Source organism: Pseudoalteromonas sp. CO348 (assembly GCF_004208845.1).
Lineage (GTDB): Bacteria > Pseudomonadota > Gammaproteobacteria > Enterobacterales > Alteromonadaceae > Pseudoalteromonas > Pseudoalteromonas maricaloris.
The window spans coordinates 1-13,025 of the sequence record NZ_SGPI01000006.1; the positions used below are offsets into that span (position 1 = coordinate 1).

General features: G+C 41.3%; 15 protein-coding genes. 14 read left to right on the top strand and 1 reads right to left on the bottom strand.

All coding sequences use genetic code 11. The features are described from left to right. The first annotated feature begins 540 nt into the window (after positions 1-540). From lexA to EXT48_RS01445, 5 genes are all read left to right on the top strand, one after another. Complete coding sequence (gene lexA, locus EXT48_RS01425) at positions 541-1,155, top strand: transcriptional repressor LexA (RefSeq protein WP_130163418.1); 615 nt, start codon at positions 541-543, stop codon at positions 1,153-1,155. A 360-nt stretch (positions 1,156-1,515) separates the two neighbouring features. Beyond that, on the top strand, positions 1,516-2,658 hold the full coding sequence (gene coxB, locus EXT48_RS01430) for a cytochrome c oxidase subunit II (RefSeq protein WP_130163387.1): 1,143 nt from the start codon (positions 1,516-1,518) through the stop codon (positions 2,656-2,658). Beyond that, the gene (gene ctaD / locus EXT48_RS01435) at positions 2,658-4,232 is read left to right on the top strand and encodes a cytochrome c oxidase subunit I (protein ID WP_130163388.1); all 1,575 of its coding nucleotides are present in this window, start codon (positions 2,658-2,660) and stop codon (positions 4,230-4,232) included. The genes coxB and ctaD overlap by 1 nt, the downstream gene beginning before the upstream one ends. Next, positions 4,232-4,810 (top strand): cytochrome c oxidase assembly protein, encoded by a 579-nt coding sequence (locus tag EXT48_RS01440; protein ID WP_045988253.1) that lies wholly within the window; start codon positions 4,232-4,234, stop codon positions 4,808-4,810. The genes ctaD and EXT48_RS01440 overlap by 1 nt, the downstream gene beginning before the upstream one ends. Next, entirely contained in the window at positions 4,800-5,675 is an 876-nt protein-coding gene (locus EXT48_RS01445) for a cytochrome c oxidase subunit 3 (protein ID WP_010378438.1), read from the top strand. Before EXT48_RS01440 ends, EXT48_RS01445 begins: the two co-directional genes overlap by 11 nt. Here EXT48_RS01445 and EXT48_RS24070 read toward each other — a convergent pair. Continuing rightward, positions 5,581-5,877 (bottom strand): DUF2909 family protein, encoded by a 297-nt coding sequence (locus EXT48_RS24070; RefSeq protein WP_081489941.1) that lies wholly within the window; start codon positions 5,875-5,877, stop codon positions 5,581-5,583. The genes EXT48_RS01445 and EXT48_RS24070 overlap by 95 nt on opposite strands. A gap of 12 nt (positions 5,878-5,889) precedes the next feature. On the opposite strand from EXT48_RS24070, the gene EXT48_RS01455 reads away from it, so the two are divergent. The 9 genes from EXT48_RS01455 to EXT48_RS01495 all read left to right on the top strand — a co-directional run bounded on the left by EXT48_RS01455 (position 5,890) and on the right by EXT48_RS01495 (position 13,025). Next, positions 5,890-6,618, top strand: coding sequence for an SURF1 family protein (locus tag EXT48_RS01455; protein ID WP_130163389.1), 729 nt, complete (start codon positions 5,890-5,892; stop codon positions 6,616-6,618). Next, on the top strand, positions 6,611-7,102 hold the full coding sequence (locus EXT48_RS01460) for a transmembrane cytochrome oxidase associated protein (protein ID WP_130163390.1): 492 nt from the start codon (positions 6,611-6,613) through the stop codon (positions 7,100-7,102). The genes EXT48_RS01455 and EXT48_RS01460 overlap by 8 nt, the downstream gene beginning before the upstream one ends. 9 nt (positions 7,103-7,111) lie before the next feature. After that, positions 7,112-8,125, top strand: coding sequence for a heme A synthase (locus EXT48_RS01465; protein ID WP_130163391.1), 1,014 nt, complete (start codon positions 7,112-7,114; stop codon positions 8,123-8,125). Further along, a complete protein-coding gene (gene cyoE, locus EXT48_RS01470) occupies positions 8,109-9,008 on the top strand; it encodes a heme o synthase (protein ID WP_130163392.1) in 900 nt (299 codons plus the stop codon). The genes EXT48_RS01465 and cyoE overlap by 17 nt, the downstream gene beginning before the upstream one ends. Further along, positions 9,005-9,598: an SCO family protein gene (locus EXT48_RS01475; protein WP_130163393.1), complete on the top strand. Its 594-nt coding sequence runs from the start codon at positions 9,005-9,007 to the stop codon at positions 9,596-9,598. The genes cyoE and EXT48_RS01475 overlap by 4 nt, the downstream gene beginning before the upstream one ends. A 155-nt stretch (positions 9,599-9,753) precedes the next feature. Next, positions 9,754-10,026 carry an STAS domain-containing protein gene (locus EXT48_RS01480; protein ID WP_010604348.1) on the top strand — a complete coding sequence of 91 codons (273 nt, stop codon included), beginning with the start codon at positions 9,754-9,756 and terminating at the stop codon, positions 10,024-10,026. Between the two features lie 9 nt (positions 10,027-10,035). Further along, positions 10,036-10,398: a response regulator gene (locus EXT48_RS01485; protein ID WP_010378447.1), complete on the top strand. Its 363-nt coding sequence runs from the start codon at positions 10,036-10,038 to the stop codon at positions 10,396-10,398. A gap of 18 nt (positions 10,399-10,416) precedes the next feature. After that, positions 10,417-12,507, top strand: a complete 2,091-nt coding sequence (locus EXT48_RS01490; protein ID WP_039490860.1) for a chemotaxis protein CheA — start codon at positions 10,417-10,419, stop codon at positions 12,505-12,507. Next, positions 12,504-13,025, top strand: coding sequence for a chemotaxis protein CheW (locus EXT48_RS01495; RefSeq protein WP_039490862.1), 522 nt, complete (start codon positions 12,504-12,506; stop codon positions 13,023-13,025). The genes EXT48_RS01490 and EXT48_RS01495 overlap by 4 nt, the downstream gene beginning before the upstream one ends.

The following is a 13,025-nucleotide window of genomic DNA, read 5'->3' on the forward strand; positions in this document are numbered from 1 at the left end:
AGTTCCGGCAAAAACCATGTACATAAAAACCCGTTACAGTAATGCAGCGGGTTTTTTGCTGTTTGGGGTATAGAGATTTGAGATATAAAACCTCGCAAGCCAATCAACACATCGCGAGGTGAACTCACTCCTATCACAGTATCAGCACAGTGCAACATGGTAGGTGGTTTACCCACCGATGGCTTGCAATGAAGTTCCGGAAAAAACCATGTACATCAAAACCCGTTGCAGTAATGCAACGGGTTTTTTGCTATTTGGGATATAGAAAACCTCGCGAGATGAACTCGCTCCCACCACAGTATCAGCATAGTGCAACATGGTAGGTGGTGGTTAGTCAGCCCTAAATCTTAATAATCTATTTCTTATTGCGTAGAGTCGTAGGTTATGCTCTGAGGCACAGACTTCACTTCTTGTTTAATGGTGCTCTAATTAATGCTATTAGCAAACACACTTAAAATATGTCGAATAAAGAAACATTTGCGATTTTTTTTGAGCTGTATATACTTACAGTAAATAAACCACTGTATGGAACACCAGTTAATGCGTCCTCTAACAAAACGACAAGAACAAATCTTTGAATTAATAAAAGTATTCATAAAAGATACTGGCATGCCTCCAACTCGTGCTGAAATAGCTGATGCTTTGGGTTTTAAGAGTGCAAATGCAGCGGAAGAGCATCTTAAGGCGCTTGCGAAAAAGGGAGTTATCGAAATGGTCCCTGGCGCAAGCCGAGGGATTCGACTTGTAGAGGATGAATCCGAACAACTTGGTTTACCTATTATTGGCCGTGTTGCTGCTGGTGAGCCTATTCTGGCAGAGCAACATGTAGAGAGCCACTGTAATGTAGATGCGAGTTTTTTTAAACCTAATGCTGATTATCTTTTGAGAGTTAATGGTATGAGCATGAAGGATATTGGCATTATGGATGGTGATCTACTAGCCGTTCACAGCACTAAAGTGGCTGAAAATGGCCAAGTGATAGTAGCTCGTGTAGAAGAGGACGTGACAGTTAAACGCTTTGAAAAGAAAGGAAAGAAAGTCTTATTACATGCTGAGAATGAAGAATTTAAAGCGATTGAAGTGGATCTAGAGCATCAAAATTTCTCCATTGAAGGGTTAGCTGTCGGCGTTATCCGAAGTGCTGACTGGATGTAGTTTATGAGAGCGAGTGTAGCGTTAAATATAAAGTTGCGCTTGCTTTAACTATATTTTGTTTAAAAAGTGATAATTAACTTTTCTAACTATGTGAAAGTAGGATGATTATAGTGACTTTAATCATTTAGTAATATTTTTAGTTTTCTGATATTTATACACTATTTTTCATCATTCTTTGTTTTACCCCCTATAGTCCCCAGTTTTGATTCTAAAGTCGGTCTTCTCAAAAATCTTGCAATTTGTTTGTTTTTTGACTAATTGGTTAATAGTCGTGCAGTAAGTCTATGTACAAATAGACAATATGACAGTCATCCAATAATAACAAAAGACAACCGCGAGTTGTCTTGAAGGAGACGTCAAATGAAAATTTGTCGATTAGTTGTAGCATTCATCGCAGTGCTAATCGCCATGCCCTCACTTGCTAACAGCGCTTACAATATGAGGCAAGGTGTTACAGACATTAGTCATCAAGTGTATGAGCTTCACATGACCATATTTCTAATATGTTGCGTCATTGGGGTTATTGTATTTGGGGTTATGTTTTGGGCGCTTATAAAACACAGAAAGTCAAAAGGCGTTGTTGCAGCGCAATTTCATGAAAGCACCAAAGTGGAAATACTTTGGACAGCAATTCCTTTCCTGATACTCATTGGTATGGCAATACCAGCCACAAAAACGCTTATTGCTATGGAAGACACGAGTAAAGCTGATCTGACCATTAAGGTCACAGGCTCTCAGTGGAAATGGCACTATGAGTATATGGGGCATGATGTTGAGTTCTATTCTTTGCTCTCTACTCCGAAAGATGAAATTAGTGATCTCAAAGAAAAAAATGAAAATTACCTGCTTGAAGTTGATAAGCATTTAGTTATTCCCACCGATAGGAAAGTTCGCTTTTTGATGACCTCAGATGATGTCATCCATTCTTGGTGGGTGCCCGATTTTGCGGTGAAGAAGGATGCCAATCCGGGCTTTATAAATGAGGCATGGACAAAGGTAAACGATGAAGGAATTTACAGAGGCCAATGTGCTGAATTATGTGGCAAAGATCATGGCTTTATGCCTGTCGTTGTCGAGGCCGTAAGTCCCGATAAATTTGATAGTTGGCTCAACGATGCTAAAGCTGAAAAAGCAAAAGCAGAGGCTGAGTCACAAGCAGTTGCCCAACAAACCCTTTCGAAAGAAGAGTTAATGGAGGTTGGTGAACAAACTTACATGGCTTATTGCGCAGCTTGCCATCAACCAACCGGGCTTGGGCTACCAGGTGTCTTCCCTGCAATGAAAGGGAGTAAAGTCGTCACTGGAGATATTAAAGCTCATATAGATATTCTACTTTTAGGTCGCCCAGGAACTGCGATGCAATCTTTCGCAAAGCAATTAACAATCAAGCAGATAGCGGGGGTTATCACCTATAAAAGAAATAGTTGGGGTAATGACACCGGCGATGTTATTCAGCCAAGCGAAATACAGCGTGAGATAGATGCATTAGAGGAGGGTAAGTAATGAGTGCCATCGTAGAAGAACATTCACACCATACAGCTCCAAAAGGCTTAAAGCGCTGGCTGTTTACTACCAATCATAAAGACATTGGAACACTGTATTTATTGTTCTCACTAACCATGTTTTTGATTGGTGGTGCTATGGCGATGGTGATCCGCGCCGAGCTTTTCCAACCCGGGTTACAGCTTGTAGATCCACACTTTTTTAATCAAATGACGACAGTGCATGGACTAATAATGGTATTTGGCGCAGTAATGCCCGCATTTACAGGCCTTGCCAACTGGATGATCCCAATGATGATTGGTGCTCCTGATATGGCGCTACCGAGAATGAATAACTGGAGTTTTTGGATACTCCCTTTTGCGTTTGCAATTTTACTGATGTCGTTATTTTTGGAAGGTGGCGGGCCTGCTTTCGGTTGGACTTTTTATGCGCCACTATCTACAACATATAGCAATGACAATACTGCATTTTTTGTTTTTGCGGTCCATATAATGGGCATTAGCTCTATTATGGGTGCTATCAACGTTATCGTGACCATCGTCAATCTTAGAGCTCCAGGTATGACATGGATGAAGTTGCCTTTATTTGTCTGGACTTGGCTGATAACTGCATTTCTTCTGATTGCTGTTATGCCCGTACTCGCTGGCGCTGTGACTATGGTATTGACTGATAAGTTCTTTGGAACGAGCTTTTTTGATGCAGCAGGTGGTGGTGATCCTGTTATGTTCCAGCATATATTCTGGTTCTTTGGTCACCCTGAAGTGTATATCATGATATTACCTGCCTTCGGCATAATCTCTACGATAGTACCGACATTTTCAAGAAAGAAACTGTTTGGCTATGCATCAATGGTTTATGCAACCGCTTCAATTGCTCTGTTGTCGTTCGTCGTTTGGGCTCATCATATGTTTACTACGGGCATGCCTTTAGCTGGTGAGTTGTTTTTTATGTATGCAACTATGCTCATATCAGTGCCTACTGGCGTTAAGGTTTTTAATTGGGTAGCTACAATGTGGCGAGGTGCTATTAGTTTTGAGGTACCCATGCTTTTTGCCATTGCGTTTATCGTACTTTTCACAATTGGCGGATTTTCCGGTTTGATGTTAGCAATTACGCCTGCAGATTTCCAATATCACGATACCTACTTCGTTGTCGCGCATTTCCATTACGTGTTAGTTACGGGAGCTATATTCTCAATAATGGCCGCCGCATATTATTGGTTACCAAAGTGGACAGGGCACATGTTTGATATCAAATTGGCTAAATTTCACTTTTGGCTCTCCTTGGTTAGTGTGAACGTATTGTTTTTCCCAATGCACTTTGTTGGTCTTGCTGGCATGCCAAGGCGGATCCCTGATTATGCTCTACAGTTCGCTGATTTTAACGCGATCATTAGTATCGGAGGGTTTGCATTCGGTCTTTCTCAACTGTTGTTTGTTGCAGTGGTTTATAAATGTATAAAAGGTGGAGAGCAGGCTTCTGGGAAAGTATGGGATGGGGCTGAGGGATTAGAGTGGCAAGTACCATCTCCGGCTCCTTATCATACCTTTTCAACGCCACCGGAGATTAAGTAATGCAACATGGTCGCCTGCTTAAGAAGCTTATTTTGTTGACGCTAGGTATGTTTGCTTTTGCCTTTGCACTGGTTCCTCTATATGACGTTTTTTGTGATGTCACAGGCCTAAATGGTAAGCCATCCATGGAAATCGCAAAGCAGAGCGAGTCAATTGCACAAAGTCGACAAGTAGATGTGAGCTTCACAACGCATAGTCAAAGCCAGGCGCCATTTAAGGTCGATGCAGTCGAGCATTCGGTTAGAGTTCAACCCGGTAAGCTAACCGATGTCAAATTCATTGCAAAAAACTTGAGTGATAGTGAGCGTGTGTTGCAAGCGATCCCTTCAGTGTCTCCAGGGAAAGCGGCAAAGTATTTACACAAAATGGCCTGCTTTTGTTTTGATCAGCAACCAATGAAAGGCAAAGAAGAAGTTGAGTTTGTCTTGAGGTTTTATGTAGATACGGAGCTCCCAAGTGATGTTGAGGAACTCACACTTTCATATACGTTGTTTGATATTACAGAGCGAGTTAGCAAACAAGACAGTGATGGACTGAGTATGCTAGCTTCTCGAGAGGAGTTCAAATATGAACCATGAACAAGAAAAATATTACGTGCCTGAGCAAAGTCCATGGCCAATCGTCGGGGCTTTTGCACTTTTCTTTATCGCTGTTGGCGCTGGCCTAACGATTATTCAACTTAAATCAACCAGTAATAGTGGAGTAATGCTACTGCTCGTGGGTATTGCTGTGCTGATCTATATGATTTTTGGTTGGTTCAGGAATGTGATCCAAGAATCTCAAACTGGATTATATTCTGCCCAAATGGATCGTTCGTTCAAGCAAGGAATGGGATGGTTTATCTTTTCCGAAGTTATGTTTTTTGCTGCTTTTTTTGGTGCACTTTTTTATGCACGAATGATAGCTGTGCCGTGGTTAGGCGGTGCAAGTAATAACGCCAGCACCAACGAGGTTTTATGGCCTCAATTTGAAGCTGTATGGCCATTGCTCACAACTCCAGATGGAACTGTCACTCAAGCTATGGGTTGGCAGGGACTTCCGCTGATCAATACGATTATTCTATTAGCATCATCAGTAACCCTAAGCTTTGCTCACGTAGCTTTAGAAAAAGAGCAAAGGGCGAAAGTGAAGGCATTCTTAGGATTAACAGTACTACTTGGCGTCGCATTCTTAACCTTGCAAGTGGAAGAGTATATTCACGCTTATCAAGATCTGGGGCTAACTCTCCAGTCGGGGGTTTACGGTAATACATTCTTTTTACTGACAGGATTTCATGGCTTCCATGTCACACTTGGTGCGATTATTCTTTTCGTTATATGGATCAGGGTGTTGAAGGGTCACTTTACCGCTAAGAACCACTTTGCTTTTCAAGCTGGGGCTTGGTATTGGCATTTTGTTGATGTTGTTTGGTTGTGCCTGTTTGTATTTGTTTATGTGTTGTAACAACGGGTGAAGAGTGTAGTTTTATAAAGCCAAATTGAGCAGCAAGACAGATTAGAAGTACGACAGCTATTGATGCATAAACTCTTTGTTGCAATAGCCTCGCCATCGACTCTTGTTGCTCTGACTTGAGCATGACTAGCATAGCTCTAAATAGATTTAGAAAAACGAGTAGTAGCAGTACAACAATAATAATTTTAATCATAAGGGGTGTCCGATGGATTTAGGTGCACTTTTTAAAGGTAGATCAAAACCCCCCATATTGGCAGCATTAATCGTTGTTCTTTTATGTGGCTCGCTCTCTTATTGGCAGTGGCAAAGAGCACAGCAAAAACATGTGTTGCAGCATAAAGTTGAGATTGAAAAATCGCTAGGCGTAGCTAATGAGCAGCAAGTAACATCCCAGCCGCTCACGCAATATGTTAATGCTGAAGTGTCGATTACAGGGAATTTTGTAGGCGATGCGGTTTGGTATTTAGATAATCAAGTCGTGAAAAGTAGAGTCGGTTTTGATGTAATTGGCATTATAAAAATTTCCGAAACTGATGAGTATTTAGCTGTTAATTTAGGTTTTGTGCCACAGCAGGCTAGTCGCGTGCCTACCGTTTTCTCTCTTCCAAGTGGCACCGTTTCTCTACCTGTCTATATCAAATCTAGTGCTAGTAAGCGGTTCACCTTAGCTAAGTCTGCGGCTGAGGAGGCAACAAAACAATCTGTGATTCAGTATATTGATGTTGATTACTTATCTGCGGAGTCAGGTAAACCTCTTTTACCTCTAATTGCCTACATGACTAAAAACAGATTTGCAGGGACTGAGCCCCATTATCAACCGGTCGTAATGTCACCGCAAAAACATGAAGCTTATGCTTTACAGTGGTTGCTTATTGCCTTGGCCGCGGTAGTAATTGGCTGGAAACTTTCAAAAAAGGAGAATAAAGATGTCTAAAAGCGCGGCATGGTTTATAGGGCTGTTTATATTCCCCTTACTATTGGCATTTGTTGCCTTGAAGATCGGCTGGATACCACATAGCACGACTAATCACGGTGAATTTTTAAGTCAGGAGGTTCGCCAATCAGAGCTGGTTTTAGATACTGAGTGGAGTATCGTTTATCAGCGACCAAAGCAGTGTAATAAGCAATGTTCTTTACTACTAGATAGCTTACCTAATTTGTATTTAGCGCTAGGGAAAAACCAGCAGAAAGTATCGCTTGTGGTATTACAAGAGCGAAATGAAAAAGGTATAGAGTACGCTACTTCTTTGCCGATATACCTCAACCAGTTAGATGACAACTATCTCTACCTAGTTGATAAAACAGGGTTATTTGTACTTAAGTATGCACCAGTAGCAAGCTTAGAAGAAATGCGAAGTGTACAAAAAGGGCTACTGAGTGATCTGAAGAAATTATTGAACTACTCTCGTTCAAGTTAGGAGGTAAATATGTCCAAGGTAAGAATAAAAATCGCAATATTTGCCTGTTTCGTCGCAATAACGGTAGTGACACTTGGCGCCTTCACACGTTTAAGTGATGCGGGACTTGGCTGTCCAGACTGGCCTGGGTGTTACGGCTTTTTAACAGTACCAAATGAGACTCATGAACTATCTGCGGCTAAAGACAGTTTTCCACATTTAGAAATAGAAGCAGAAAAAGCATGGATTGAAATGATCCATCGCTATTTTGCCAGTTTCCTCGGGTTACTTATTTTGGCACTTGCATGCATAAGGCTGTTCAAGAAGCAAAAAACAAAAAGCCCTAATCGTCACTACTACTTACTGCTATTGCTTGTGTTATTTCAAGGGGCACTTGGGATGTGGACCGTGACAATGAATTTACAGCCAGTCATTGTGATGGGTCATTTACTAGGTGGGTTTAGTATTCTTGCATTGCTGGTGTTATTGGTTTTAAGGCTGAAATACACCACTATTACTGCTAGTGTAACTAGCCTTACCTGTCGTTTATGTTATGTGGCTCTTGGTGTGTTGATTATACAAATTGCGCTTGGTGGGTGGCTTGCTGCCAATTATGCTGCTCCACATTGTACAGGGTTGCCGCTATGTGACAATCTGCAACTTTTCTCTTGGCAGAGTTTATTTACACTTCCTGAAGCTTCAGCGACTTATGAGTTTGGTGTTTTGCCATTCGAATCTAGAGTATCTATTCACTTTATCCATCGGATATGGGCAGTTATTACCGTTTTAACGCTACTTGCTGCATGTTGGCCACTCCTTAGAGCTGGTCAAAACCGCTTACTCCGACGCTCAGCACTTGTTGTGTTAACTTTGGTTGCGATACAGGTTTTGGTGGGGGGGGCAATCGTACACTTCCAATTTCCTCTGTTGTTAACCTTATTCCATAACTTCATGGCAGCAATGGTGTTATTAGCAATGGTGAAATTGTGTTTATTTATTAGCCTGGCGCAAAAAGTAGGAGTAAAATATGCTTCAATTAACTAGTTTTTCAGAGCTTCAAAAAGCAACTACTTTATTCAAAGCCTACTTTGGCATGTGTAAGTTCAAAGTAGTATGTATGTTGGTTATTACTGCTTGGGTCGGGATGATGTTAGCACCACAAAGTGATAAAACATTATTGGCACAATTAATGAGTTTGTTTGGCATTGGTTTACTTTCAAGTAGTGCAGCAGCTGTAAATCATATCGTGGATAGAGAAATAGATAAAAAGATGGCGCGAACACGAAACCGACCGTTAGCGACAGACTCTGTTTCTGTATCATCAGCTTTAATCTTTGCGACAGGCCTCGCTATTTCTGGGTATGTTCTATTAACTATTTTCGCCAATCAGTTATGTGCGCTACTTACCTTAGCCGCGCTATTCGGTTATGCCGTGGTTTATACGTTATTGTTAAAGCGCGCAACACCTCAAAACATAGTAATTGGGGGGTTAGCAGGAGCGATGCCACCCCTGTTAGGTTGGGTCAGTGAGACTGGTCAGCTTGGTGCAGAACCTTGGTTGTTAGTAATGATCATTTTTGCTTGGACACCTCCCCACTTTTGGGCATTAGCTATTGCTCGTAAACGAGACTACGAAAAAGCCGAAGTCCCCATGTTACCAGTAACGCATGGAAACGAATTTACAAAACTCTGTGTGCTATTTTATACCATCATTTTAACTTTAGTCTGTTTGCTACCTTACCTAGTGGGAATGTCTGGTTGGATCTACTTGTTGGTCTCTGGCATGGCAAATGTCGCTTTTATTTACAAAGCCACAAAGCTTATGAGAACAAATAGTTTAGAGTATGCTATGAGGGTATTTTATTTCTCTATCTGGCATCTTTTGATAGTGTTCATTGCACTCTTTGTGGATAAAGCATTTATATGAAAAAATTTATCTTAACTATCTCTATGTTAATTCTGTTTGGTTGTGGGCCCTCACCAGATGTCTCTGAAAAAGTGGTTTGGTACCCTAAGCCTAAGGACGTGAATGCGTTTGAATTAAGGGATCAATACGGTGAGGTTGTCTCAAACCAAGACTTTACCGGTAAATGGAATTTGCTGTTTTTGGGTTACACCAGCTGTCCCGACGTGTGTCCAATGACGCTGTTGAAATTAACTCATGTATATCAATCCGTAAAAAGCAAAGGTGACTTACAAGTATGGTTTGTATCGGTCGATCCTAACCGAGATACTGAAGAGAAGCGTTTGGCCTACATCAAGCACTTTGATCCTGATTTTAAAGCGGTATCTGCCGAACATTCGGCTTTATTTCCTTTTGTGAGAGATCTCGGTTTAATCTACGCAATAAATCAGGAACAGACAGAAGAGTATTATGTTGATCATAGTGCGTCTGTAGCATTAATTAACCCAAAAGGTCAGCTTGAGGCTATTTTCAAACCTACACATACAGCTGGAGCTGTCCCTACAATCGATGACAAACTACTTCTCGCTGACCTAGAGAAGATCATCAATTAGTCTTATATCGACACTGGTCGACCCCAGTGTCGTTGTACTATCTTACCTCTAACGCTTTAATTATTTGCGGATTTTTAATCAATCTTTGTGGCATTTTTACCATCACGGTCTAAGCTAATTTTATTACTCATTTTTACAAGGATAGTCTTCAGCTCATGTTGAAACTTCCACCTGAAATGGCGATTAACCATGTGGAAAGCCTGTACCATCAGATTTTCCAGGACTCTATGGAAACATCAGACATCACGATTGATATTAGTGAAGTGCAAAGAGCCGACACAGCATCTATACAACTGCTCTGTGCCGTACAGAAACACTTGCTCTCGTTAGAACATAAAATTGTATGGCATGGTGAAAGTGACGCTTTAGCGCAGGCGGTAAATGAGTTGGGATTAACCCATTATTTATTCCATAGTATTGAAAATTAAGAGGTGAATATGAAAAAGATTTTAGCTGTGGATGATTCGGCGTCAATGCGCCAAATGGTTGGCTTTACTTTGAAAAAAGCAGGTTTTGATGTCACGGAAGCCAAAGATGGCAGTGAAGCGTTATCTATTGCCAAGCAACAAGGGTTCGATGCCGTGATCTCTGATGTAAACATGCCTGTAATGGATGGGATCACACTTATTAAAGAGCTGCGTAGCCTACCCAACTATAAGTTCACCCCTTTACTAATGCTGACCACCGAGTCTGGATTGGATAAAAAAACAGAAGGTAAAGCGGCGGGAGCAACAGGTTGGATAGTGAAGCCATTCAACCCTGAACAACTACTAGCGGTATTGAAAAAAGTCATAAGATAGATACAGAGAGGCGTCGATATGAGTATTGATTTAAGCCAATTTTTTGATGTCTTTTTTGAAGAGAGCTTTGAAGGTCTAGACATAATGGAAGCTGAGCTGCTGAATTTACAGCCAGGCCATGAAGACTCAGAAACGATCAATACTATATTTCGCGCAGCACACAGCATCAAAGGTGGCAGTGGAACATTTGGTTTTACTTCTGTCGCTAACTTCACACATGTGTTGGAAACCTTACTCGATCAGATCAGGGATGGGCGTCGACAGTTGACCGCTGAACATGTCAATTTGCTGCTCCAATCTGTTGATTGTTTAAGGGCCTTACTAACCGCATTACAAGCCGAAGAAGAGCCAGATCTTTCCAATGCGAATGAGTTGAAAGTTAAATTTGAAGAGATTTTAGGTGGTAAAGAGAGTGTTAGCTCAGATACTGCCGATAGCATACCTCAAGGGCAAGAATCTCAAACCTATCAAATAGACTTTAAACCGCTCCCCCACTTGTTTAAAACCGGTAACGAACCGCTCTATATGTTAAGTGAGCTATCGGAATTGGGGGATTTAGAAACTCATGCGTTTTGTGATGCAATACCTGAAATTGATGACTTTAATCCAGAGGATTGCTACCTCAGTTGGCGGTTATACTTAACAACCAGTCATCCAGAGTCGGCGATTAAAGAAGTATTTGAGTGGGTTGAGGATGATGCTGAAATTTCTATTACCTTATGTGGTGGTTTATTTGAAGATGATGTGAGTGTCTCCACAACGCCAGAACCAGAGAGTGAGAAGAAAGAAACGTCGAGCAACGACACTCAAAATATTGATGTACCAAAAACACCCTCAGCGACAGCGACAAAGGCTAAGCCTGAGGCTAGCAAGAAATCAGCAGAGTCGACTTCGATCCGTGTTGGGATTGATAAAGTAGATTCGCTTATCAATATGGTAGGGGAGTTGGTTATTACCCAAGCTATGTTGACTCAATTAGGCGAGCAAGAACCGACCGAAAACACGCTTGCTGCGATGCAAGAAGGCCTTGCTCAATTAGCCCATAATACGCGAGATTTGCAAGAAAATGTAATGCGAATCAGGATGTTACCTATTAGTTTTGTCTTCAGCCGATTTCCTCGCTTAGTAAGAGATACGTCACAGAAGTTGAATAAACAGGTTGAACTAAAGCTGCTAGGAGAGCAAACAGAATTAGATAAAACCGTGATGGAAAAGATTTCCGATCCTATGGTTCATTTAGTAAGAAACTCTTTGGATCACGGCTTAGAAACACCGGAAGACAGAATTAAAGCCGGAAAAGATCCCGTGGGTACGGTGACACTGAATGCTTTCCACCAAGGTGGAAATATTGTGATTGAAATCATGGATGATGGCAGAGGCTTGAATACCGAAAAAATAAAAAGTAAAGCGATTGCCAATGGCCTTATTCAAGCAACTGATGAGCTGACTATTGAAGAGGTTAATGAACTTATTTTTAGGCCTGGGTTTTCAACAGCCGATGAAGTGAGTGATATCTCTGGTCGCGGCGTGGGTATGGATGTTGTTCGACGAAATATTCAAGCATTAAACGGCAGCGTTGAAGTGACTTCTGCAAAAGGGGTTGGCTCAACGTTTACAATTAGGTTGCCATTAACGCTGGCCATTCTTGATGGTCAACTGGTTAAAGTTGCAAAGCATACCTACATCATTCCACTTATTTCTATTGTTGAGTCTTTACAAATAGATATTAAAAAAGTGAGCAAAGTAGGTAATGGCTTAGAGGTGCTTCGGTTACGAGATGAATACATACCAATACTAAGGCTATATCAACTATTTAACCATGGTGGTGCAATAGAAGAGTTGGATAAAACACTGTTAGTAGTTGTAGAGAGTGATAATCACAAAGTGGGATTGTTGGTGGATGATTTACTGGCGCAACAACAGGTCGTTATTAAAAGTCTCGAAGCGAATTATCAGAAAGTAAATGGGATCTCAGGGGCGACAATTTTAGGTGATGGCAGAGTCTCTTTAATTGTCGATATTAGTGGTCTTATCAAACTGAGTGGCTTAAAGCGTCCAGGAACTCAAGAGTTATTAGTAGAACAAGAGTTAGATGAGGTGGTGTCATGATCACTGAAAAAGCCTCGATTAATGAACAAGTCATGCTTGCAGACAGAGATGACGATACACAATTTCTCACCTTTATGATGGCGGGCGAAGAGTATGGCATGGATATTCTGGCCGTACAGGAAATAAGAGGGTGGGAAGAAGTCACTGCAATTCCAAATGCTCCTATGTATGTAAACGGTGCGATTAATTTACGTGGCACGATAGTGCCAATCATAGATTTAAGGGTTCGATTCGGCTTACCACAAATCGAATATGGAGCGCTAACCGTGGTTATCGTTGTCTCCGTTGTAATAAAAGAGGCAACAAAAATTATGGGGTTAGTTGTTGATGCGGTGTCTGACGTATACAGCATCAACGAAGAAACAGCGAAGGATGTTCCAGATTTTCAAGACTCGGAAAATAGTCAATTTGTACAAGGACTTGTAAATGTTGGTGAAAAAATGGTCGTACTTTTAAATTTGAAGAAGATATTAGATCTTGAAGTAAAGCAGAATGAGCAATTGGTTGTCGGGGGATAA

Excerpts from the sequence above, each read along its gene's own strand:
- lexA (WP_130163418.1), top strand. The coding sequence starts at position 541 with ATGCGTCCTCTAACAAAACGACAAGAACAAATCTTTGAATTAATAAAA.
- coxB (WP_130163387.1), top strand. The coding sequence starts at position 1,516 with ATGAAAATTTGTCGATTAGTTGTAGCATTCATCGCAGTGCTAATCGCC.
- ctaD (WP_130163388.1), top strand. The coding sequence starts at position 2,658 with ATGAGTGCCATCGTAGAAGAACATTCACACCATACAGCTCCAAAAGGC.
- EXT48_RS01440 (WP_045988253.1), top strand. The coding sequence starts at position 4,232 with ATGCAACATGGTCGCCTGCTTAAGAAGCTTATTTTGTTGACGCTAGGT.
- EXT48_RS01445 (WP_010378438.1), top strand. The coding sequence starts at position 4,800 with ATGAACCATGAACAAGAAAAATATTACGTGCCTGAGCAAAGTCCATGG.
- EXT48_RS24070 (WP_081489941.1), bottom strand. The coding sequence starts at position 5,877 with ATGATTAAAATTATTATTGTTGTACTGCTACTACTCGTTTTTCTAAAT.
- EXT48_RS01455 (WP_130163389.1), top strand. The coding sequence starts at position 5,890 with ATGGATTTAGGTGCACTTTTTAAAGGTAGATCAAAACCCCCCATATTG.
- EXT48_RS01460 (WP_130163390.1), top strand. The coding sequence starts at position 6,611 with ATGTCTAAAAGCGCGGCATGGTTTATAGGGCTGTTTATATTCCCCTTA.
- EXT48_RS01465 (WP_130163391.1), top strand. The coding sequence starts at position 7,112 with ATGTCCAAGGTAAGAATAAAAATCGCAATATTTGCCTGTTTCGTCGCA.
- cyoE (WP_130163392.1), top strand. The coding sequence starts at position 8,109 with ATGCTTCAATTAACTAGTTTTTCAGAGCTTCAAAAAGCAACTACTTTA.
- EXT48_RS01475 (WP_130163393.1), top strand. The coding sequence starts at position 9,005 with ATGAAAAAATTTATCTTAACTATCTCTATGTTAATTCTGTTTGGTTGT.
- EXT48_RS01480 (WP_010604348.1), top strand. The coding sequence starts at position 9,754 with ATGTTGAAACTTCCACCTGAAATGGCGATTAACCATGTGGAAAGCCTG.
- EXT48_RS01485 (WP_010378447.1), top strand. The coding sequence starts at position 10,036 with ATGAAAAAGATTTTAGCTGTGGATGATTCGGCGTCAATGCGCCAAATG.
- EXT48_RS01490 (WP_039490860.1), top strand. The coding sequence starts at position 10,417 with ATGAGTATTGATTTAAGCCAATTTTTTGATGTCTTTTTTGAAGAGAGC.
- EXT48_RS01495 (WP_039490862.1), top strand. The coding sequence starts at position 12,504 with ATGATCACTGAAAAAGCCTCGATTAATGAACAAGTCATGCTTGCAGAC.